Source organism: Pseudomonas fluorescens group sp. (assembly GCF_020093335.1).
GTDB classification, from domain to species: Bacteria; Pseudomonadota; Gammaproteobacteria; order Pseudomonadales; family Pseudomonadaceae; genus Aquipseudomonas; species Aquipseudomonas petroselini.
Genome location: NZ_JAIOKW010000044.1, coordinates 18,483 through 39,955 on the forward strand (window position 1 = coordinate 18,483; position 21,473 = coordinate 39,955).

Consider the following 21,473-nt stretch of genomic DNA (forward strand, 5'->3'; position numbering starts at 1 on the left):
TGGTGCACCGCCCGCCCTGTTTCAGGGCTGTGCAGCAGCGGCCCGTATCTTGCTTGGGCCTTCTCAATCAATGACATGGCATTTTGCCGTTAGTCATTTCAAGCATTCGCCCACCGTCGCACCGTGTGGGTTGTTTTGGGGAGTTGTCGTACATGCACAGCCTTTTGTCACCCGGTATCCGCCTGCTCGGGCGTTTCGGCTTTGCGCGTAAGTTCCAGGTCCTGTTTTTCCTGTTCATGCTGCCCCTGGCGGGTAGCCTGTGGATGATGGGGTCGGACTATCGCGACAAATTAAGCGTGATTTCCAGCGAGCAGTCTGGCCTTCGGCAGCTGTTAGCCCTGGACGCGTTAGATGGCCAGTTGACGGCTCAGCGCAACCTGGCCGCGCGCTGGAAAGCGGCAGACATCCTGCACGCCCCGACGCCGGCGGCGAAGGCAGCGATGGACAAGGTTGATGCGAATTTCCCCGTGATCCAGCAAAGCCTGCAAGCCTTGGGCGATTCGCTGAAAACCCAGAACGCCAGCGCTGACATCCTGGCGCGCTTCGAGGCGTTGCAGGCCACGGTCAAGGGCATGGACTCCCAATCCCTGCGCACCGTAGGCTGGTGGCCGGACGGTTATGATCGTTTCACCGCGGCCCTGACGGCGATGCAAACCCTGCGCGAGCAGATCACCCTGGACGCCGGGCTGATCCTCGATCCGTGGCTGGAAACCTACATGCTCATGCAAATGGGCACCCAGCACACCCCTGACCTGATAGAGCGGGTCGGCCGGATGGCCAGCGTCGGGCAGTCGTCTATTTCTTCGGGACAGTTCACTTTGCAAAGCCGGTTGCAACTGCGCGACCTGCGCAGCCGCATCGGCGATGCGCGGGACCAGTTGGCCAAGGCCGCCGCCTCGCTCAAGGCCAAGCAATACGCCGGGATGGAACCGTGGACAGCGCAGTACGACACCAGCCTGCAGTTGCTGGATAACGAACTCAAAGTGCTCGACGACGGCGTATTCGGCGGCAGCATCAAGCTCGATACGGCCGGTTTCGAACGCAGTATCGACGCAATGCTCGACTCGCTCGGCGCGCTGCGCATTCAGTCGCTGAAGTCCATGGATGCGCGCCTGAGCTACTACCACGACCGCGCGAGCCAGCAGTTCATCCCGCTGGCGCTGACGTTCGGCCTGCTGGCCTTGGCGGCGCTGTACCTGTTCATGTGCCTGCAAACTTCCATCCGCCGCAGCGCCAGCGGCATCACCACGCTCGCCGAGTCTTTGCGCGATGGCAACCTGTGTGTGGAAGTGGCGGTGGAGGGGCGCGACGAACTCGCCGCCATCAGCACCGCGCTGAACGTCGCGGTGGTGCAATTGCGCACCAGCCTGCTCGGGGTCAATCACGAAACCCAGCAGCTCGGCTCGGCGGTGCTCACCCTCAATTCGCAGTCGGGCAGCACCCTCACCGAAGTCGAAGACCAGCAGCACCAGATCAGCCAGATTGCCGCCGCCGCCACGCAGTTGGCCGCCACCTCCCTGGGCGTCGCCCAAAGTTGTGAACAAGCCTCGGGCAGTGCCCAGCAAACCCGGCGCATCGCCGAAGACAGCAGTCGCGACAGCCAGCGCACCACCGCCAGCATCCAGCAGCTCAACCAACGCCTGACCGACACCGCCAATGCATTGGAACAAGTGAGCCAGCAGGGCCAGCAGATTCAGTCGGTGGTCGACACCATTCGCGGCATTGCCGAGCAGACCAACCTGCTGGCACTGAACGCCGCCATTGAAGCGGCGCGTGCCGGCGAGCAGGGCCGGGGGTTTGCCGTGGTTGCCGATGAAGTGCGCAGCCTGTCGCAACGCACCCAGGCCTCCACCGCGCAGATCGCCGGCACCGTGGACAGCCTGCGCGCCACCGTCAGCCAGGCGGTCACCCTGATGGGCGCCGCGTGCGATCAGGCGCTGACCGACGCCGAGTCCGTCACCGGGCTGGGCGCGCGCTTAGGCGAAATCGCCGGCGCGGTGCAGAACGTCACCGACACGCTGGCGCAGATCGCCACGGCGGTCGAGGAGCAGGCCGCGACGGCGGACGAGGTGAGCGGCAACATCCAGCAAGTGGACCAGGCGGCGGGGCGCTTGCTGGAAGGTGCGCGAGCGGTCAACCGCGCGGCGGACACCCTGAGCAAGGGCAGCCAGGCGTTGAGTGACAACACCGCGCGGTTCCGGTTGAGCTGAGGGTTATTTCGCTGCGGTATGCAGCACTTCAATCCACAGCGCGCCTTTGCCCGACGGTGCTTCGCTCACCCGCTTCAAGGCACCTGTGTCGCTGACGGCATAGGTGCCAACGGTGTCGCTTTTTTCACCCGTCACCAGCAGCCACTGCCCATTGGGTGAGAAGGCGATATTGCGCGGCTGTTTCTCTTCTACCGGGTAGTTGTCGAGAAAACGCAGGCCGCCGGTAGCAGCATCCACCGCAAAGGCCGATACCGAACTGCTGGTGCGCTCACTCATCAGCAGCAGCTTGCCATCCGGCGAGAGGCGCAGGTCGGCCGCCCAGATGCGCGGCGTCGGGTCGTCTTTCAAGTCGTTGTTGCGCGCATCCCGCACTTCGCCGTGGGCCAGTTTCAAGCGATCGGGAATGCCGTTGGCCACGCCAATCGGGGTCAACGCGCCGCTGCGGTCATCGATGGAAAATGCGGTGACGGTGCCGCTCATTTCCCCGACCACGTACAGGTATTTACCGTTGGCCGAAAACGCCAGGTGCCGAGGCCCGGTGTTGGCCGGGACACTCACGTAGCCTGTACCGATGGGCGTGAGTGCGCCGGTGTCGGCGTCGAAGCGGTATTGCAGCACATGGTCCGCGCCCAGATTGCCTGCGTAGGCAAAGCGATTGCTCGGGTCGGTGCGCAGCGAATGCGCGTGGGGGCCGGTCTTGTAGGTGAGGATCTTGTCGGCCTTATCGACGGGCTGCACGCTGAGGGTGTCTGCACCGTAAGACGCGGCGAGCAAGTAACGCCCGGCGCGGTCAGTGGCCAGGTACGCCATGCTCTCGGCCAGCGGCGCCTTGGACTGCGGCGTCAAATGCCCGCTGGTGGGGTCAATGCTGAAACCCTGGACCTGAAACGGCTTGACCCGCAAGGCGGCGAACAGCGTTTTGCCGTCAGGGCTGAGGGCCATGGGGTTGACCTGGTCGCCGGCGTTGACTTGATTGACCAGCTTCAGCGCACCGTTGTTTTCGTCGAGACGGTACTGGGAAATCATCCCGTCACCGGGGCTGGAGATATACGCAAAGGTGGCGGCGTTGCCGTGTGCACTGAAGCCGCAGACAACGGCGGCGGCCAGGAGGAGAGGTTTATTCACTGCGGAACCCTTATTTTTATGATTGTGGTCAGTCATCGTATGACTGTAAATGGATCTCGGCAATGGTTGTTTTTTTAACGCGATGGGTCATGTACCTCTGCGCACAAGGGCTGCCAAGCGGTCGCCTCGCTCCCTTGCCGGCCTCATCTGGTGATCGAGCTTTTGTGGTGAGCTGGCTTTTGTGGTGAGCGGGCTTGCCCCGCGCCGGGCTGCGAAGCAGCCCCAAAACCTGACCACGCGCTCTGCCTGATTCAACGCACTGGTCGCATTGGGGCTGCTGCGCAGCCCAGCGCGGGCGGTGCGACGATTCGACAAGCCCGCTCACCACAAAAAATTGCTAACCGCCTCACCCTGCTTGCGCCGCAATAGGCCCAGATACATTCAGTCATCAAGTGATACTGGCCCCCCGCACACCGCACGCTAGCGTTACTGCTCTTCAGGACTTTCACCAAGAGGAACGGAATGCGCCCCACACCCCAATCCCATCGTCTGCGTCACGGTCGCTATTCGGAACACGGACGCAGCTACCTGATTACCGTCGTCGTTCATCACCGTCAGCGTCTATTCACCGACCTTTCCCTGGGGCGTCTGCTGGTTGCCGAATTCCGGCAGGCTCATGAGCGGGGACTGGTCGACTCTCTGGCCTGGGTCATCATGCCTGACCACATTCACTGGTTGTTTGAGTTGAAGCAGATGACCTTGGCCGACGTGGTGCGACGCATGAAGTCGCGTAGCACATTGACCATCAACCGACACCGTCAAAGCAAAGAACGTGTCTGGCAACCGGGCTATCACGACAGGGCGGTGCGGGAAGAGGACGATATTCGCAAAATGGCCCGCTACATCATTGCCAACCCATTGCGAGCCGGCTTGGTGGAGCGGGTAGGGGATTATTCATTATGGGATGCCGCGTGGCTTTAAGCTGAAACGGAGTTTTTTCCAGCAAGACCGCTCGTTCGGCTCACCCTGTTTTTGATGAGCGGACTTCTCTGGCAAGCAAGCTTTTGTGATGAGCAAGCTTTTGTGATGGTCGAGCTTTCGTGGTGAGCGGGCTTTTGTGGTGAGCGGGCTTGCCCCGCGCTGGGCTGCGCAGCAGCCCCCAACCTGGCCACGCGCTCTGCCTGATTCAACGCACTGGTCGCATTAGGGCCGCTTCGCAGCCCAGCGCGGGGCAAGCCCGCTCACTACAAAAGGCTCGCCCCTCAGCACCCAATCAGAAACCCTCAGCCCACCCGGGCGCACTTGCTGGGCTCCTCTGGTGATCGAGCCTCTGTAGTGATCGAGCTTTTGTGATGGTGGAGCTTTTGTGGTGAGCGGGCTTGTCGAATCGTCGCACCGCCCGCGCTGTGCAGCAGCCCCAAAACCTGGCCACGCGTTCTGCCTGATTCAACGCACCGGTCGCATTAGGGCCGCTTCGCAGCCCAGCGCGGGGCAAGCCCGCTCACTACAAAAGGCCCGCCCCTTAGCACCCAATCAGAAAACCTCAGCCCCTCGGGCGCACTTGCTGGGATCCTCTGGTGAAGCCTCTGTAGTGATCGAGCTCTTGTGGTGAGCGGGCTTGCCCCGCGCTGGGCTGCGCAGCAGCCCCAAACCTGGCCACGCGTTCTGCCTGATTCAACGCACTGGTCCCATTAGGGCCGCTTCGCAGCCCAGCGCGGGCGGTGCGACGATTCGACAAGCCCGCTCACTACAAAAGGCCGACCCGGCGCATTAACTCAGGAACCTTCAGCCCCCCGCAGGGCTCACTTGTCTGGTCGCCCCGTTCCCTGCCGAAAGGAATCCGCATGCCCTCGACCTTGCCAACGCTCCCCATGCACGCCCCTGTCGAACGTGAGCTCAGCCTGCGCGCCGTGATCACCGGCACAGTCCTTGGCATTCTGCTCACGCCTTCCAACGTGTACGCCGGGTTGAAGATCGGCTGGTCGTTCAACATGTCGATCATCGCGTTGCTGGTCGGCTACGCGATCTGGCAAGGCCTGTCCAAGCGCTCCTCCGGGCAACTGCCGTGGACGCTGCATGAAAGCAACATCAACCAGACCGTCGCCTCGGCAGCGGCGTCGATCATTTCCGGCGGGCTGGTGGCGCCGATCCCGGCTTACACCTTGCTCACGGGCAATCAGCTGGACGCTCTCCCGATGATCGCCTGGGTGTTCTCGGTGAGCTTCCTGGGGATCTGGATCGCCTGGTACCTGCGCCCATCACTGCTCAATGACAACGCACTGAAATTCCCCGAGGGCATGGCCACCCTGGAAACCCTGCTGCACATCTACAACCACGGCCGCGAAGCCGCGACGCGATTGAAGGTGTTGCTCAGTGCGGCGTTACTGTCCGGCTCGGTCAAGTGGGTGGATACCTTTATCTGGGCCTTCCCGCGCTGGTCACCGAGCGCCTCGTGGGAGCGCCTGACCTTCACCGCCGACCCATCGCTGTTGCTGGTGGGCTTCGGCGGGATCATCGGTATTCGTGTGGGCCTGACCCTGCTGCTCGGTGCTTTGCTCGCCTGGGGTGGCCTGGCGCCGTGGCTGTTGGCGCAAGGCCTGGTGACATTACCGGCCGACAGCAGCGGCCCCCAGTTCGCCGCCCTGGTGGAGTGGTTGCTGTGGCCGGGGGTGAGCCTGATGGTGTGTTCCACCTTGGCCTCGCTGGCCATCCGTTTATGCGCCCTGCACCGGTCGACCCAAGCCGATGGCGGTACCCCTTGGCGTATCCCCAAGCCCGGACCTGCCGCCGGTTTCGCCCTGTCGATTGTGCTGGTGGTGGGCCTGCAGGCGCTGTTATTCGGGATCAACCTGTGGATGGCCTTGCTGACCATCCCGTTGGCCATCTGCCTGGCCGCCGTGGCCGCGCGCGTCGTCGGTGCTACGGGTATTCCGCCCATCGGCGCCATCGGGCAACTGTCGCAGTTGAGCTTCGGCATCGTCGCGCCGGGGCAGGTGCCGATCAACCTGATGAGCGCCAACACCGCCGGTGGTTCGGCCGGGCAGTGCACAGACCTGATGAATGACTTCAAAGTGGGCAAGGCCATTGGCGCCACGCCGCACAAGCAAGTGATCGCGCAGATCCTGGGGATTTTCGTCGGCAGCATCGTGGGCGTGTTCGCCTACCTGGCGCTGATTCCCGACCCCCAATCCATGCTGCTCACCGAAGAGTGGCCGGCACCGGCGGTCGCCACCTGGAAAGCTGTGGCGCAAACCCTGACCCTCGGGCTGGATTCGTTGTCGACGAGCATCCGCTGGGCAATCGTTATCGGCGGCTTAGTCGGCGTGTTGCTGGGCGTGCTGGACAGCACCTTGGCGGCTCATCGCGCCCGCTACCTGCCCAGCGCCGCCGCCTTGGGCCTGGCCTTTGTATTGCCGGCCTCGGTCTCGCTGATGATGGCGCTGGGGGCCGTGCTCACCTGGCTGGTGAGCTGCCGCTGGCCGAGCATCACCGAACGCTTTGCGATCACCGCTGCGGCGGGGTTGATTGCGGGAGAGAGCATTACGGGCGTGGGGGCTTCGTTGTGGGCGATGGTGGGGAACGGCTGATCAGCCGAATGCCTCCTTTCCAACCGACGCCCCTGGTAACGATGGCGCTCGTCACCTGGAAAATTATTTGATGGCACTGCGCGACGGTGGCGTAGTCTGTTTATCCACAACCCACTCTTGCCCAGCGGAGCCTCCATGATCATCGTCCATCACCTCAACAACTCACGCTCGCAACGCATCCTGTGGCTGCTTGAAGAACTCGGCCTGCCTTACGAGATCAAGCGTTACCAACGCGACCTGAAAACCAACCTCGCGCCGCCTGAACTCAAGGCCATCCACCCGTTGGGCAAATCCCCAGTGATCGAAGACGGCGGCCGGGTGCTGATCGAATCCGCCGCCATTATCGACTACCTGATCCGCCACCACGGCCAGGGCCGCCTGCAACCGGACCCTGCCAGCGCCGCCTACGACACCTACGTGCAATGGCTGCACTTTGCCGAAGGCTCGGCGATGCTGCCGTTGATGCTCAACCTCTACGTCGGCCGTTTGGGCGACGCCGGTGCGCCGCTGCACCCGCGTATCGAGTCGGAAGTGGCTAACCATCTGGGTTACCTGAATGACGAGCTGGCGGGTAAGTCCTATCTGCTGGGGGATGAGTTGAGCGGCGCGGATATCCAGATGAGCTTCATCGGCGAAATCGCCAAGGCCCAAGGCAAGCTGCAGGCCTACCCGAACCTGGCGGCGTGGGTGAAAAAAATTCAGGCGCGGCCTGCTTATCGCAAGGCGGTTGAGCAGGGTGGGGAGTATGCGTTTGCCAAATGAAGGGTTTGGCAGCGCCACGCCAGGCCCATAAACAGCGCGCCCATTGTGACCGGTGTTTACAACTGTTAACGGATTGATTGGCGCAGTCGTTATAGGCTTTGCCCTGTCCGTACAGGAGTCTTCGGTCATGAGCCTACGCGCTGTCGCCGCCACGTTGTTTGCATCCGTGCTGTTGCTGCCTTCGCCTGCCGAGGCTGCGACGCCCATCACCCACGTCGCCATCTACCGGGGCCCGGCGGGCTGCGATGACTGTTCCGAGAACGTGGCGAAGGCCCTGCATCGCCTCAACCCCGGCTACCAGATCGATTACGTGGGCGCGGATGAGGCCATCGACATCACGCCGAAAACCCTGGCGCGCTACGACCTCTACGTGCAACCCGGCGGCGGCCAGGACATTCCCGGTGCCCTGCGCAGCCTGGGGGATGCGCGCAGCGAGGCGATCCGCGATTACGTGGCCAACGGCGGGCGCTACCTGGGCTTGTGCATGGGCGCCTACCTGGCGGATGACAGCAACCTCGGCTTGATCCCGGTGGACCTCGACGGCGAAGCCGGCCGCCCCGGCTTCGAAGTGCCCGACATCGCCGACGCCGCCGTGCAGGTCACGTGGGACGGCAAGCCTGACCAGGTGTTCTTCCAGGACGGCCCTTACTTCCCCAAGGTCGCGCCCTACACGGCCATCGCCACCTACCGCAACGGCGACGTCGCGGCCGCGCGGTACACCTTCGAGAAGGGCGTGGTGATACTGAGCGGCCCGCATCCCGAAGCCAGCGCGCAGTGGTTCGAGAACGCCGACATTGCGTTGAGCAAAATGCCGCAAGGCGACCTGTTTGGCGCGCTCATACACCACTTCTAGCCGCCCCTCCATTTCCTGTAGTGAGCGGGCTTGCCCCGCGCTGGGTGGCGCAGCCGACCCAAACCCAGGCACCGCATTCTGTCTGAAAGAATGCGGTGTTTTTATTGGGGCGGCTGCGCCACCCAGCGCGGGGCAAGCCCGCTCACCACAGTAAGCCCGTTCACTACAACAAGCCCGCTCACCACGAGTGCGACCGCGGCTAAAACACAATGGGCGATCAGCGGCCGTGTCGATGTGTTCTTGCGCGGCGTGGAGCTTTAGTCAGCGCACCACATCCAGCGCCTGGATTTCATTCACATAGTGGGTCTGGCTCGACGTCGCCTCCAGCGTCAGGGCGACGCCCAGGTCCTCGATAAACGCCCGTGAGGACGTGTAGCCGTCCTGCTCACAGGCCAGCCGGATGGCATCACCCGTCAACGACGCGAACACCTCGCGCGCCGGGAAGCGCTCGCCGACCTTACAGGTCAAGGTGGTCTCGGTCGGTTTGTCAGTGGGCTTGACCGGCACATTGGCCATCTTCAGGTGGGCACTCAAGGTCTGGCCCGGCGCCCAACGGGTCGGTAGTTTGACCTCGGCCTCGCGGGTCTGCAGCACCTGGCCTTCACCGACACCGTTCATTTTCGATTTCAGCTGGATCAGGTCCGCCACCATTAACCGGTCCACATTGAAGGCGTTGCCATAGGCCTCATTCTTGACCAGCAAACCGCCTTCGGCCTTGAACCGGATGGTGATCGGCGCCTCCTTGCCCGCATCATTTTTTGACAGATAAGTGTAGTTCAGCGACTTGAACTTGGGCTGCAACAACGGTGCATCGAGGCCCTGGAGCACAGTGGGCGGCACCGGCACATCGGCGAGATTCGTGTCGGCCACCGTGCGCGGGTAATCGACCGGGGCAATGTCCGGCCGCAGCAGCGCCACCAAGCCGGGCGTCACACCGCCCTGTACCGAACAGCTCACGCGGGAATGATTACCCTCCGGCTCCACGATCAGCACCCGCTCCACATGGCGCAGCCCCGGTGCCTTGCCTGGCATCGGCTTGATCGCCTGCCAACTGTTGCCCACCTTGAGTTCGCTGCGCGTGTATTGCCCCTCGCCTTTTTGCAGCGCACCGGGTGGGTCCAGCAGTGCCGCGAAGCGCTGGGCGACGTCATCAATGTTGCCGTCCACCGTGAAACCCCAGAAGTAATACAGGCCCAACGGGCCAAGATCGCTGACCTCATCGTTGTAGGACAGCAACTTCAAACCAGCGATGGCCGGCGCGCTCACCGGCACTGCGGTGGCCTTGGGGTCGGTGCGATCGCGCACCGCGATCCAGCTGAAGTCCTTCTCTTGCTTGAGCGGGGCGTAGGCCCGCCAGGCGTCGCGGTGGGTATTCAGGCTGCTGAAAAAACTCGCGTCGCAGCGGGTGAAGGCCTTGAGGGTGTCGACCAGTGCGGCGTCGTCGGCGTGGGCGAGGGAAGGCAACAGCAAGGCTGCGGCGAGGGCGACGGCGGACGCGGGCAACTTCATAGCGTGGGATTTCCGTATCGAGGCGGGAGGAGGGGCATTATCCAGAGATTGTCGAGTGGGCTCTAGCGCTTATCAGTGACGACTGACTTAAGACTTGCCCCGTCGCCGCCGATAACCCGAAAGACCCCGCCAATCATGGACTGATTAAATGGCCCTTATCCTCAGCTCTGCCTCTATCCCACCTGCCAATACCGCCCTAAAGCCTTCCGGCCAAAAGCTCACGCCCGAGCCGATGACGGACGCCGCCAAGGCAGCCTTGGCCAACGCGGCCCCGGCGGCTGTCTACCACCCCAGCGAAAACACCTCGATCACCGCGCAACCCCTGGAAGCCATCGACACGTGGGTCGGCCGCTCGGCATCGCCGGACTTGCCTCGATTCGTACAACGTTACCAGGGCGCAACAAGCACGCTGAAAGCCGCAGTTGAGACCTTTCGGGCCACACTGCCGGCAGACCTGGCCAACAAAAAGTTCGGCTTCACCGTCGAGGCCAATGACACGCTGAAGGTGCTCGACACGGCGGGCCAGCTCAGCCCTTCGGACACTCAACGGCTCAGCGACCTGCTTAATCAGTCCCGCGACCTGAAGCCTGCGTCGATCCAATACCGCGAGGCGACGATCGACATGCTGGACGCCGACTCGCCCTGGTCGGGAAACCTGATGGGCTACTACAGCCTGACCCAGGAAAACTTCGCCGCCACGCTAGACCTGGCCGCACTGTTCAATCGCCCCGGCTCTTTGCCGCCCAAGGAATATTCCGCCGGGCTGTTTATAAACCAACTGGCCTACAAAGGCACAGTCGCTACACGCGAGACGGAAGCGGCGATACTTGAGCGGCGCGGCGCGCAGCGGTTTACCGCACAGGCCTGACAACACTGGCCGCGCGAGCCAGCCGCACACCCCAATCGCCGCCGTGCTGCACGTGGCATTCCTCTTCGGAGTCGAAGTGCACGCAGCGGTCCAACGGCACGGCGGGGACGTCAGCGTCCTGCAACGCAGTGGCGGTCAACGCGCGCATGCGCTGGTCGACGCCGCTGGCCAGGGCGTGGTCCTTGCTGGCGCGCGTGTCGAACACCCAGGTGATGCGCAGGCTCTGGGGGAACGCGGTGTAGTTGACCGTATGCGTCAGCCATTCGAATCCCGGGATTTCAGCCTTGGCGGTTTCGCAGGCCTCAGTCAGCGCGGCGACCAGTTGGCGTTCAATACCAGCGATTTCACGTTTGGACAGGGCCATGTAATGCTCCGAATGCAGATCAATGGTAGGCGTTGTCGAGCTTGCGCGAGGCCGCGATGGGGTCATCTCCCGCAGCCTGTGTGTCGCATCCCGCTCAATAAAAATCATAATAAAGCGCCCACTCCCCCGTGATGCGGTGCTTCCAGAACATCAAGCTCCCGCTATCCACCACATTCAGCTGGATTTTTGCGTCCGACGAAATCTGGAACACAAACTCGAACCCCTCACCGGGATCGACACCCGATTGGCAGAACGACGGATAGCCGCCGAGCTTATGTTCATAGGTGTGGGTCACCAGGTCGTAGTAACTCTGTATCTCTCCGGCGCGTTCCAGCTTGAGTATTTCCTGCTCAAGCTCAGCAGGCACACCGCCGCCATCCCACAACGGGTAATCCTCCGGCACGGGTTCCGCCTTCAAGGGGAACGGCTTGAGAAACGCGCCCGGCACCGGCAGGGTTTTACGCACCAGCACATCGTCCGGTCCGTATTCGCGTATCAGCCAGTTATCCCCCATGGGTTCAAAATGCTCGGGGAACGGGTTCGACACAAACAGCGTCAACACCCGAACGCCCTTCAGCGCCGGGCTGTTGAAGGGCAGGGCGGGCAAGTAGAACTGCGCGTAGGGCAGCAACGGTTCCCCGGTCTTATTGGTGGGGATGCCTTCATCGGCGCGGAACAGAAAGACGTTACCCAGCCAGCTTTCTTCATCAGTGCCCGCAGGGCGAAAACCGCCGGCGATGAGTTTGAGCGCCGGGCGGGCCAGGCGTTGTTTGAGGTCTTGGATATCCATAAGGGTGTGAACCTTCCTTTTGATAGCGGTATGCGACAGGGCTATGCCTGAGCTCTAAGTGCGCTGATGATAAACCCATGCAGGCTGTTGACGGCCTTGGACCCGCGCGAGGCCCTACTACGTAGAATCGACACCTCCATGGGTTCGATAGCGCCCAAGCTGTGTTCGCCGCTCAAGACCTGCAAGGATGGCTGCACGGTGCATTGGGTAATCGCAGCAATCGCCAGCCCACCTTCCACGGCGGCGACCTGGCCGGCCAGGCTGGAGCTGTTGTACACCACCTTGAATTGACGGCCCTGTTGCGCCAGTGAATTCACCGCGTACCGGCGCGCCAGGCTTTCGCTTTCGTAGACGGCGATAGGCACCGGGTCTCGTCGCCACAGTTCGAACTGCGGGGAACCTACCCAGACCATCGGCTCCTTGAACAGAAAAGTCCCCGTGTGCGCCGAGTCCCTGGACACCAACGCAAGATCGAGGTCGCCACTGCGCACACGGGGGATCAGGGCGGTCGACTGTTCACAGGTCAGCTCGATGTCCACCCCCGCATACCGTGGCGCAAACCGTTTCAGCACTGGCGTGAGGTACTTGGCCGCGTAGTCCTCGGCAACGCCAAGGCGGATGCGCCCGGTCAACGCTTCACCGTGAAACGCCGCCTGGGTTTCGGCGTGCAAGGCGAGCATGCGGCGGGCATAGCCCAGCAACGTCTGGCCGTCGTCGGTCAGTTGAAGGTGCCGGGGGCCACGGTTCAGTAAGGGCCGGCCCAGCGCAGCCTCAAGTTTTTTCATCTGCATGCTGACGGCGGACTGCGACCGATTGACCTCATGGGCCGCACCCGAAAGCGAGCCAGCATCCACCACGGCCACAAAACACTTGAGCCAATCGATCTGCAAATCGCTGGAGGACATGGTGGTTACCTTTATTCGTTAATCGAATGGCTACGCCGTGAATTATGCGCTTTTCACGGTAGTTGTTCATTCGCAAGATAGCGGCCAGAACCTACCCATTAAGGACCTGATCATGCCCTTCGAGACCTGGTTGCTCTACCTGTTCACCTGCTGCGGGATATCCGTGGTGCCAGGCCCGAATGCGTTACTGGTGCTGACCCACGGCGCGCTGCACGGCAGTCGCAGAACCCTGTTCACCATCAGCGGCGGCGTGCTCGGCTTTGCCCTGGTGCTTGCGCTGTGCGCGCTGGGCCTGGGGGCACTGATCCAGGCCTCGGCCAGCGCGTTCACGGCCTTGAAGATTGCCGGCGGGCTTTACCTGATCTGGCTGGGCTACGGACTGTGGCGCGCCGCCCCCGTCAGCCTGGAAACGGCGGCTACCACCAGCCTGCGACGCTGGTCGCTGTTCCGCCAGGGGTTGGTCTCGGCCCTCTCAAATCCCAAGGCGCTGCTGCTGTTCACCGCGGTTATCCCACCCTTCCTGGACCCCCACAGAAACATCATCACGCAGACCGCCATCATCGCGCTGACCTACGCCGTGGTGGAGTTTGTGGTCGAATACCTGGTGGCCAGCGCCGCGCACCGGGTGCGGCCATGGTTGGCTCGCACGGGGCGGCGGTTCAATAAAGTCTGCGGTGGGTTCTTCGTGTTGTTTGGGGTGGCGTTGCCGTTGCATAGCTGAGGGCGAGACGTGGCTCAGAAGTTATCGCCCCAGTTGCACAACTTGCTCTCACCCAATGGCACCCGGGTGCCCTCAGTCTTGCCGACCAACATGCGCTTGAGCGTCACCCCGCACTTATAGCGACCCGTTGCATCCAGTTCGTAATCCATCCCCGCCTCCGGCACGAAAGTGAACATGTTGTAGCAACGATTGCCGATGTAGTGAAACGCAATGGGCTGCCCGGCCGGCACCCGCAGCTCACTCATCACCGTGGCCTCCGAACCCCGCTCGACGGGCGCCATGCCCAAGCTTTCGCCATTGCGGTCTGCGTAGCCATCTCGGTTGACCACCATCACCCCCGCGCCGGGCAGGCGGAAGTTGATGCAGTTGGAATTGGGCACGGCGCGCACCATGCCATCGCTCATCACACGCAGGCGCACGGTTTCAGCGCTGGTGGGCGTGGCGTAGGGCGTGGAGAAGGAGCGCACATCCGTCAATGCGCCGCAGCCGGTGAGGGCGGCGAGGAGGGTAAGGCAGATGAGGGGTTTGAGCAGGCGCGGGGAGTTGTTCATGGTGTCGATTCCATTCGTAAGGGGGTCGATAAGCGTGGTTAGGCAACCGAAACACGCACCCGTTGCCACTCATTCCAGCAGTCCTCGGCGACGATATCCGGATAACCCCGCTCGGTTTCCATCGCCAGCGCGGTGCTGAACGGCAGCGCAATACAGGTGGCTGCATCGCGGATTTCACACGCTTCAGCTTCGGTCAACGGCACGCCCTTTTTCGCCTCGGCGGCGGTGAGCACAGCCACAAGGGCGGGGACAAAAACCAGGCATAGCGGATCGGTGGACATTGAGTGCTTCCCTGAGTGAGCGGCGCAAAAGGTGCCAGTGTAAACGTGGGGCGGGTCCTTGGGGGCTGCGTATTCAATATCTCGACCGCGCTGTCGATAACCTCTGCTGAGGTGATCAACAGGAACGCCGTGCGCAGGAAGCCAGATGATGATTTTTGATGTCAATCGCTATGCCCAAATCTACTACCAGAATATCCAGCCCTCACCGGGTAACGACTACCCGCGACTCAAGGCGTGGGAGTTTCTCTATGAATACATCTGGGACGAATCCCGCCCTCTGTGGGCTGACCTCATCAGCGAAGAACACATAGACACGACAGCCCTGCATATTGGGTTCTACCTGGCGAACTGGGGGATGTTCCGTGGCTCCTCGGGCCTGCTGCAGAACAGCAACCTGGACCTGATGAAAGCGTTGGCCAAGTGCCTTTTTACCGGCCAGGGCCCGGAGTTGTTTGAACTCTCCCTGGATAATTTCGCACCCGGCGCACCGGACCTGGCCTATAACCAAGCCCTGTTGGACAGGGTATTGGCCTCCATGGAGACCTTGGCCACCAACGTCTCCTGGACCGATACGCTCAAGACCAAAATCCTGATGGGGGTGTGGGGGGAGTGCCCGGCGCTGGACCGTTTCTACATTGCGGCCTGCCGCGATCTGTTCCCCCGCCGCGCATTCATCACCACCGCCAGCGGGAAGGGGCTGACGGCGTTGGTGGGTGTGGTGGAGCAACTGAATCTTTCACCCCTGCCGTTGAAAACGGGACGCCTGGAACTGCCGTATCCTACGGCGCGGGTGATGGACATGGCGTTGTTTCAGTACGGACTTGGGTTGTAAGCCGTGCGTGAAAAAAACCGGTCAGGGCCCATGTGTTACTGAGTTGGCAAGACGAGGGGTCTGAAGGTGAACAATGAAATAGGGGTCAGACCACCATTATTGAAAACGTAGTCTGACCCCAATTCTCTCTCAAGCGGATGTCTATTTGATCGTCCTTCCTCAGGCGGCTTTAGGGATGTGTTGGGTCAGCGCTCAGAACGTGTCGTGCGGCTGAATCTGATGTAGGGGACAGATGTCTCTACTACGATCAAGTATTGACACCCTGCTTAAAGATTGGGACAGGGCAACGTGCCGAGAAAATTTTCCTCTAAAAATCTGGGGAAGCTAATTTTTAGCTCCAACAGCCAGAAAGAGAAAGCTGGATTCCGTAGAAAGAACTCGAGTACATTGGCGCCATCTAAAATGCGAGTAGGGAAGAGTCGTATGGAGTATCAGCATTATTCAATTCGTAAAATTCTTGACGCAGTTGTGTCTGGAGAGATTCGTATCCCCGCATTTCAGCGTGGCTTTGTTTGGGAAATGGACAGGGTCGCATATTTGCTTGATAGCGTTTACAAGGGCTATCCCTTTGGCTCGTTACTTTTCTGGCGCACTAAGCAACAGTTGACGACGGAGCGAAACCTAGGCACGTTCACGCTGCCTGAACCTCATGCAGACTATCCAATTGATTATGTTCTTGACGGCCAGCAACGGCTAACTTCAATTTTTACAGTATTTCAAACAGAGTTGGTTCCGGAAGATAATCCAGACTGGGCTGATATCTACTTCGACCTGCAAGCAACCGGTAATCCTCAGGATAGTGTTTTTATTGCTATTCAAGAAGAAGGTTGGGATCGGAATCGTTATTTTCCTATGAGCGTCTTATTTGATTCGGTGAAGTACCGCGCTAGTACTGCACACCTGAATGAAGGGCAAATTGCGCAAATTGATAAGCTGCAGGAAAAATTCAAAGAAATTTCCATACCGGTGCAAGTTTTAAAGAGCGAAGATCGTTCAATAGTAGCTATTGTTTTTGAACGTATAAATCACCTTGGTGTTGCGTTAGATACTTTGCAGTTGCTGTCTGCTTGGACCTGGAGCGATGACTTTGACTTGTTGGAAAAGTTTAAGGACTTGAGAGAGGAATTGTCGGACTTCGGCTTTGCTGGTGTCGGAGATGATGCAGATCTAGTTCTCAGTTGTGTGGCTGGGATCTTGGCTGGTGAGCCGGGTCCGGAAAAATTGCTTGGACTAAATGGGAGTGAAGTAAGAGCGCAGTTCTCAACGGTCGAAAATGGAATTCGCGGTGCAATTGATTTCATGAGAACACAGCTTAAGATTTCTCACCTAAAGCTGCTGCCATATCCATCTATGCTCGTACCGCTAGCTGTGTTTTTTGCAGAACCTGATGGGAAAGAGGTTGTATATGGGGGGCAAACGTATCACGCATTGAAACGTTGGTTCTGGCGTACGTGCTTTTCTGGAAGATATACAAGCCAAACGAGAAAAACGACTATTCATGATATTGAGCAAATTCTGAAGCTAAAGAATGGGCTTCCAAATACCTTTGATGGTATTGACGATAATGTCAAGGTGGAGTTTTTTCATAATACGTTTAGGGTGGGGGCAGCAGCAACTAAAACATTCGTGCTATTACTTGCTAATAGATCGCCTAGAAGCCTTCTGTCAGGCAAGAATATTGATTTAGATAAGGTTCTTCAACGTTACAACAGGTCAGAGTTCCATCATATCTATCCACGTGCTTTTTTGCGAGATTGTGGCGTGCCAGAGCAGCAAATTAATGTTCTGGGTAATTTCTGCTTTTTGAGCGCGGCAGAAAATAAGAATATTGGTCGAAAACGTCCGTCGGTTTATCTCGAGGACCTTGTTAGTCATGACGTGCAAGAGCGCGAAGCAACCCTGGCATCGGCTTTTTGCTGTGCGAAGGAATTTGATGATAATTATGAGGTGTTTTTAAATGAAAGATGCGCTCGGCTGGTTGCGTATGCAAAAGAGTTAACTGCTTAAATAATTTCGCTTTAATACCGTTATGTAAAAGGCCCCGCACCTTGACCAGGTGCGGGGCCTTTGTATTTATTTACTTATTACAGCTTGAGTGCCAGTTGCAGCATTCCCACCACGTCTGGCCCGTCCTCATTGATCCACGTCCTGTAGTGCTGGCGGATCATATTGCCGTTGGTACGCCCATGCCCCATTTTTTCTGCGTTCCAATCGATCTAGGCAATGCCTGTGGTCAGCAACTGACAGGCTTAGGTGCCAGCATTGGAGAAGTCCTCGCGAAGGTCCGCTTTTGGCCCAAGCTGTGTGAAAACACATTTTTAGAACTATTCGGCCATGGGGGCATTCGACCAGGTTTTGAGGCACCATATGGTCTCTAAGAATCCAGCAGCTCGACGCAGCTCGCAAACCAAATCAGGAAGAATGAATGCCTTCCCGTCGCCGCCTCAATAGTGTCTGTCAAAGTATTGCGCATCACGCTGCGAGCAGTCTGTCGTACGTACACCCACATCTGTTGCAAGCCCTCAAAGCGACCGGGGAATCGATCGTGACGGTGGATCTACTGAGTGCGACCCCATACCCGAAGGAGCTTCTCAGTCATCCCCACCTTCCCACCGCCCTCTCTTCACTACGTGATCGTTTTGAACAGATTTTGAAATCTGAAGGATTTTTAATAACCGACCTCAACGAGGCCAAGCTATTTTTCAAACCTGATGGCCAATACCGTGACGAGTATTGTTGCGAATGCCACGCAAGGTTGTCTCATTCAAGCGGCCGTAAATACTTTGCGGCAGTCAATTGCATGGGTAAATCCATTGTTCCCCAGCTTGCCAATATCTGACCAATCCCCTCCGGTAATGTCTTCAATCCAGATGAAAAGCGAGCTTTGCTTTAAGGCCAAAAATCGGAATACGCCGAGGATGATCTAAGCTTTTGTTCGTCTAGATCGTATCGGGGGTGATCATGAAACGATTCATTGAGGGTGAGACTCGGACGCAGGTGACGCTGCTGCCGGAGTGCTTGGACGATTATGTAGCCGAAGAAAATCCAGTGCGAAATAGGGGGCAGACCACCATTATTGAAAGTTGAAATAGGGGTCAGACCACCATTATTGAAAACGTGGTCTGACCCCAATTCTCCTCAACCGTGCATCATCATGCTCACCACGATCCCGCCCTGGCAGCGAAGCCGTAGGTGCAGAACCTGCCCGCCCAAAAAAAAAGCATTTTGAAATGGAAGTCATCTCATGTTCGAACGTAACAAACTGGTTCCGGAGTTAATGGTCACCAACCTGGATAGCAGCCTGGCTTTTTGGGTTTCTCGTCTGGGGTTCAAAGTAGCTTATCAACGTTCGGATGACGGATTTGCGTACCTTGATTTGAATGGTGCTCAAGTAATGCTGGAGCAGATTGATCCGGACGCGGGTCAATGGCTGACTGCGCCGTTGACCAAACCGTTTGGAAGAGGCATCAACCTACAGATTGATGTTGAGGCTTTCGCACCCATCATCCAAAAACTTGTTCAGGCTGGATGTCCACTCTATCGAGAATGCAAAGACACCTGGTATCGGGCTGACGATATAGAAGTAGGCCAACGCGAATTCATCGTTCAGGATCCCGACGGTTATCTCGTAAGGCTGGTAGAGCGGTTGGGTGAGCGACCGGCTTGCTCAATGTGAATCTGAGCCAAGCCGACCGTCAGCTATGGGGCGATTGCCGCCGCTCGCGACGGGCAGCAATCGGCCAGAAGCGGCCGGTCACCAATACGGTGGGGTTTAAAAGCGCCTCGTAATTCAACCGAGCGTACTCACGGCTTTTTGGCCTGCCATCTGCGTGCGATGCTGCGATATTTGGTCCGCCCGGCCTCCGCTACAGAGCGTACAGCGGCCATTTGAATCGCCAACACCACGTTAGAAGTCGGTAATTACCGTCCCGGCAATGCTCTCGGCAAATCCATCTCCGAAGACCGTGGCCGGTGTCGCAAATCCCGGGCGCCGTTCACCGTTCAATACCCGGCGCGCAGCTTCCACCGCTGCCAATGGCGTATAGGAATAGCCGTTCACGGTTTCGATCACAGACGTTGCGGTTACTCCATTAGCGTCTATGACCTCAACCACTGCGCGGGCGCGATGCGCATCCCGTTGCTCTGCCGTGGGTCCGTCAGGCAGTTGCGACAGATCACCTTCTGGAAACGCATCGCCCGCGATATGCACATACATCGCGATATTAGGAATGCCCGTCGAATGCCAGCCTGTGATCAGGTCACCGAAAGAAAGCGGCACGCAAAGGACCGGCCCCTGACCAAAGTCAAAGTCCCGTGGCGTCGCATCGGGCGCCATAACCAATTCGCCGTCCACCCTTGCGAGTAGGCCTGCACCGATGATCTCACTAACGCTCATGGCCGACCCACGGGACATTGATCCTGGGACCTGAAGTGCGATGCTCATTGCAAGCGGATTTTCAACGCGCCTAGCAACCTGCACCGCCAGCGAATCAGTGGGGACGACGTCCCAACCAACGCCTGGCAAAAGCATGACCTTATTGGCAGCGGCTTGAACGCCCAGTCTCTCAGCTAGCCGGTAAACGTTGATCTCGGCGGTGATGTCCAGATAGTCGACCCCAGACTTGATGCACGCGTTCATCAATGACTCTGCTGTTTGCGCGAATGGCCCCGCGAAGTTTAGTAATACCGAGATGCCAGACAGATCAGTTTCGAGAACTGCGCCAGCATCGAACACTCGATATGGCACGTCCAACTGCGCTGCAAGGATCGCAAGCTGCTGCTTGCTGCGCCCTGCGATTTCAAAATTCAGATCAAGCGCTTTTGCCCGCTTGACCGCCATACGACCGGTGTAGCCCGTGGCTCCGTAGATCAGAAGTGCGCTCATTGGACGTGTTGCCATTTTTTATAGACGAATTCCAGGCTGTACCCATCCGGGTCCAGGACATTGGCTGCGTAGTAATCGGGGTCGTAGTGTAAGCGGGCGCCCGGCGCGCCATTATCGATGGCGCCCTGCGCTATGGCCGCGGCGTAGGCAGCATCAACTTCTACCTTGTTGTTCGCGACGAAACCAACGTGCACAGCCCGCCCTCCAGATACACCTTCACGCAACCAGAAAAACATTCGGCCATTGCTGCCAAAACCTTTCAGGTCTGGATGCCCCGGTGGGCCGTCCTTGCCGTCGTAGTCCAAACGCGCGGTGATGCCCAGCGGCTTCAGTACAGTCTCATAGAAACTGACAGAGCGTGCGATGTCGCTTACCGACAAAAAAATATGATCAAGCATGGTGTACCCCCGTATGTTCAGATGTTGTAGCCGCCGGCGACTTCAATAGTCTGGGCATTGATCCAAGTGCCCTCTTCGGACAGCAGCATGGCAATAACCCGCGCAACATCTTCGGGCTCACCCACCCTTCCAAGCGCTGTTTGCGCCGCCAGCATCGCTTCGAACTCGTCGTTCAGCCCGCCGCCCAGCTCAGTACGGATAGCACCCGGTGATACAGCATTGGCCCGTATGTACCGCTCACCAAACTCTTTGGCCATATAGCGGGTGAGCACTTCGAGCCCGCCCTTGAACGCGGCGTACGGTGCAACTCCGGCGGTGGCTACGCGAGTAGTGGCGCTGGTCAGGTTGACGATACTGGCGCCTTCCGCCAGCAGCGGCAGCAATACCTGAGTGAGAAAAAACGGGCCTTTAAGATGCACTTTGAACAAGTCGTCGAACTGCGCCTCGCTGACGGAGGCCAACGGGTTGAACAAGCCATAGCCGGCGTTGTTGACCAGGCCACTCAGCGTTGTGGCATTCCACGTCTCCCGCAGAGCTACCACTACTGATTCGCGAAATGCCTCGAAACTGCCAACATCCGAGACATCGAGCTTGAGCGCTATGGCTTTCCCACCTGCGTCTTTGATGTGCTCCACAACCGAAGCCGCCGCCTGGGGATTGGCGTTATAGGTCAGGATGACGCCCATACCTTTTTTGGCAATATGCTCGGCGGCACTGGCACCGATTCCGCGGCTGCCGCCTGTGATCACGATGACGCCCATATCTGTTTCCTCTGTGGTTGGAATGTGCATCCAGAGTAATAATCAGCGCCTAGGGGGTCATATCCGTTCCTACTCTAAACATGCCTGTTTCTGCTTTTTGCTTGCACGAGGAGTCGTTATACCTTCAGCAT

At 59.2% G+C, this 21,473-nt stretch carries 21 protein-coding genes and 2 pseudogenes; 12 read left to right on the top strand and 11 right to left on the bottom strand.

Features of this window, described 5'->3' with window-relative positions:
- The first annotated feature begins 152 nt into the window (after nucleotides 1-152).
- Nucleotides 153-2,210, top strand: a complete 2,058-nt coding sequence (locus K7431_RS31460) for a methyl-accepting chemotaxis protein (RefSeq protein WP_015885034.1) — start codon at nucleotides 153-155, stop codon at nucleotides 2,208-2,210.
- 3 nt (nucleotides 2,211-2,213) lie between these two features.
- Here K7431_RS31460 and K7431_RS27215 read toward each other — a convergent pair whose 3' ends face one another.
- Complete coding sequence (locus K7431_RS27215) at nucleotides 2,214-3,335, bottom strand: lactonase family protein (RefSeq protein WP_043205682.1); 1,122 nt, start codon at nucleotides 3,333-3,335, stop codon at nucleotides 2,214-2,216.
- A 462-nt stretch (nucleotides 3,336-3,797) separates the two neighbouring features.
- Between K7431_RS27215 and K7431_RS27220 the strand changes: the two genes are divergently transcribed.
- From K7431_RS27220 to K7431_RS27235, 4 genes are all read left to right on the top strand, one after another.
- Nucleotides 3,798-4,256, top strand: coding sequence for an REP-associated tyrosine transposase (locus K7431_RS27220; RefSeq protein ID WP_015885032.1), 459 nt, complete (start codon nucleotides 3,798-3,800; stop codon nucleotides 4,254-4,256).
- Nucleotides 4,257-5,119: 863 nt separating this feature from the next.
- The gene (locus K7431_RS27225; RefSeq protein ID WP_015885031.1) at nucleotides 5,120-6,862 is read left to right on the top strand and encodes an OPT family oligopeptide transporter; all 1,743 of its coding nucleotides are present in this window, start codon (nucleotides 5,120-5,122) and stop codon (nucleotides 6,860-6,862) included.
- A gap of 135 nt (nucleotides 6,863-6,997) precedes the next feature.
- On the top strand, nucleotides 6,998-7,624 hold the full coding sequence (locus K7431_RS27230) for a glutathione S-transferase family protein (protein WP_015885030.1): 627 nt from the start codon (nucleotides 6,998-7,000) through the stop codon (nucleotides 7,622-7,624).
- 127 nt (nucleotides 7,625-7,751) lie between these two features.
- Nucleotides 7,752-8,477, top strand: coding sequence for a BPL-N domain-containing protein (locus tag K7431_RS27235; RefSeq protein ID WP_015885029.1), 726 nt, complete (start codon nucleotides 7,752-7,754; stop codon nucleotides 8,475-8,477).
- A 261-nt stretch (nucleotides 8,478-8,738) separates the two neighbouring features.
- Here K7431_RS27235 and K7431_RS27240 read toward each other — a convergent pair whose 3' ends face one another.
- Nucleotides 8,739-9,986, bottom strand: a complete 1,248-nt coding sequence (locus K7431_RS27240) for a hypothetical protein (protein WP_015885028.1) — start codon at nucleotides 9,984-9,986, stop codon at nucleotides 8,739-8,741.
- Between the two features lie 148 nt (nucleotides 9,987-10,134).
- Here K7431_RS27240 and K7431_RS27245 point away from each other — a divergent pair, with 148 nt between their 5' ends.
- On the top strand, nucleotides 10,135-10,854 hold the full coding sequence (locus tag K7431_RS27245; protein WP_015885027.1) for a hypothetical protein: 720 nt from the start codon (nucleotides 10,135-10,137) through the stop codon (nucleotides 10,852-10,854).
- On the opposite strand, the gene K7431_RS27250 is transcribed toward K7431_RS27245, so the two are convergent.
- The 3 genes from K7431_RS27250 to K7431_RS27260 all read right to left on the bottom strand — a co-directional run bounded on the left by K7431_RS27250 (nucleotide 10,838) and on the right by K7431_RS27260 (nucleotide 12,913).
- A complete protein-coding gene (locus K7431_RS27250; RefSeq protein WP_015885026.1) occupies nucleotides 10,838-11,218 on the bottom strand; it encodes a hypothetical protein in 381 nt (126 codons plus the stop codon). The two genes, K7431_RS27245 and K7431_RS27250, sit on opposite strands and share 17 nt — an antisense overlap.
- A 94-nt stretch (nucleotides 11,219-11,312) precedes the next feature.
- Complete coding sequence (locus tag K7431_RS27255) at nucleotides 11,313-12,008, bottom strand: DUF1963 domain-containing protein (RefSeq protein ID WP_015885025.1); 696 nt, start codon at nucleotides 12,006-12,008, stop codon at nucleotides 11,313-11,315.
- Nucleotides 12,009-12,049: 41 nt separating this feature from the next.
- Nucleotides 12,050-12,913 carry a LysR family transcriptional regulator gene (locus K7431_RS27260; protein WP_015885024.1) on the bottom strand — a complete coding sequence of 288 codons (864 nt, stop codon included), beginning with the start codon at nucleotides 12,911-12,913 and terminating at the stop codon, nucleotides 12,050-12,052.
- A 112-nt stretch (nucleotides 12,914-13,025) separates the two neighbouring features.
- Here K7431_RS27260 and K7431_RS27265 point away from each other — a divergent pair, with 112 nt between their 5' ends.
- Nucleotides 13,026-13,634, top strand: a complete 609-nt coding sequence (locus K7431_RS27265) for a LysE family translocator (protein WP_015885023.1) — start codon at nucleotides 13,026-13,028, stop codon at nucleotides 13,632-13,634.
- A gap of 14 nt (nucleotides 13,635-13,648) precedes the next feature.
- Here K7431_RS27265 and K7431_RS27270 read toward each other — a convergent pair whose 3' ends face one another.
- Nucleotides 13,649-14,185, bottom strand: a complete 537-nt coding sequence (locus tag K7431_RS27270; RefSeq protein ID WP_046036602.1) for a hypothetical protein — start codon at nucleotides 14,183-14,185, stop codon at nucleotides 13,649-13,651.
- 38 nt (nucleotides 14,186-14,223) lie between these two features.
- A complete protein-coding gene (locus tag K7431_RS27275; RefSeq protein WP_015885021.1) occupies nucleotides 14,224-14,466 on the bottom strand; it encodes a hypothetical protein in 243 nt (80 codons plus the stop codon).
- 148 nt (nucleotides 14,467-14,614) lie between these two features.
- Between K7431_RS27275 and K7431_RS27280 the strand changes: the two genes are divergently transcribed.
- Together K7431_RS27280 and K7431_RS27285 are read left to right on the top strand one after the other, a co-directional pair.
- A complete protein-coding gene (locus tag K7431_RS27280) occupies nucleotides 14,615-15,298 on the top strand; it encodes a hypothetical protein (protein WP_043206308.1) in 684 nt (227 codons plus the stop codon).
- A gap of 423 nt (nucleotides 15,299-15,721) precedes the next feature.
- A complete protein-coding gene (locus K7431_RS27285; RefSeq protein WP_015885019.1) occupies nucleotides 15,722-17,305 on the top strand; it encodes a GmrSD restriction endonuclease domain-containing protein in 1,584 nt (527 codons plus the stop codon).
- Nucleotides 17,306-17,382: 77 nt separating this feature from the next.
- Here K7431_RS27285 and K7431_RS31345 read toward each other — a convergent pair.
- Nucleotides 17,383-17,547, bottom strand: a pseudogene (locus K7431_RS31345) (site-specific integrase); the annotation flags it as partial.
- Between the two features lie 176 nt (nucleotides 17,548-17,723).
- Here K7431_RS31345 and K7431_RS27290 point away from each other — a divergent pair.
- From K7431_RS27290 to K7431_RS27300, 3 genes and pseudogenes are all read left to right on the top strand, one after another.
- The gene (locus K7431_RS27290; RefSeq protein ID WP_015885018.1) at nucleotides 17,724-18,137 is read left to right on the top strand and encodes a hypothetical protein; all 414 of its coding nucleotides are present in this window, start codon (nucleotides 17,724-17,726) and stop codon (nucleotides 18,135-18,137) included.
- 122 nt (nucleotides 18,138-18,259) lie between these two features.
- Nucleotides 18,260-18,352 (top strand): annotated as a pseudogene (locus K7431_RS27295) (hypothetical protein); the annotation flags it as partial.
- A 190-nt stretch (nucleotides 18,353-18,542) separates the two neighbouring features.
- The gene (locus K7431_RS27300) at nucleotides 18,543-18,974 is read left to right on the top strand and encodes a bleomycin resistance protein (RefSeq protein WP_015885017.1); all 432 of its coding nucleotides are present in this window, start codon (nucleotides 18,543-18,545) and stop codon (nucleotides 18,972-18,974) included.
- 231 nt (nucleotides 18,975-19,205) lie between these two features.
- On the opposite strand, the gene K7431_RS27305 is transcribed toward K7431_RS27300, so the two are convergent.
- Genes K7431_RS27305 through K7431_RS27315 form a run of 3 tightly spaced genes read right to left on the bottom strand, consistent with a single transcriptional unit; the run spans nucleotide 19,206 to nucleotide 21,342 of the window.
- Nucleotides 19,206-20,183, bottom strand: a complete 978-nt coding sequence (locus K7431_RS27305; protein WP_015885016.1) for a saccharopine dehydrogenase family protein — start codon at nucleotides 20,181-20,183, stop codon at nucleotides 19,206-19,208.
- Entirely contained in the window at nucleotides 20,180-20,581 is a 402-nt protein-coding gene (locus tag K7431_RS27310) for a VOC family protein (RefSeq protein ID WP_015885015.1), read from the bottom strand. Before K7431_RS27310 ends, K7431_RS27305 begins: the two co-directional genes overlap by 4 nt.
- 17 nt (nucleotides 20,582-20,598) lie before the next feature.
- A complete protein-coding gene (locus K7431_RS27315) occupies nucleotides 20,599-21,342 on the bottom strand; it encodes an SDR family NAD(P)-dependent oxidoreductase (protein ID WP_043205680.1) in 744 nt (247 codons plus the stop codon).
- Nucleotides 21,343-21,473 lie beyond the last annotated feature (131 nt).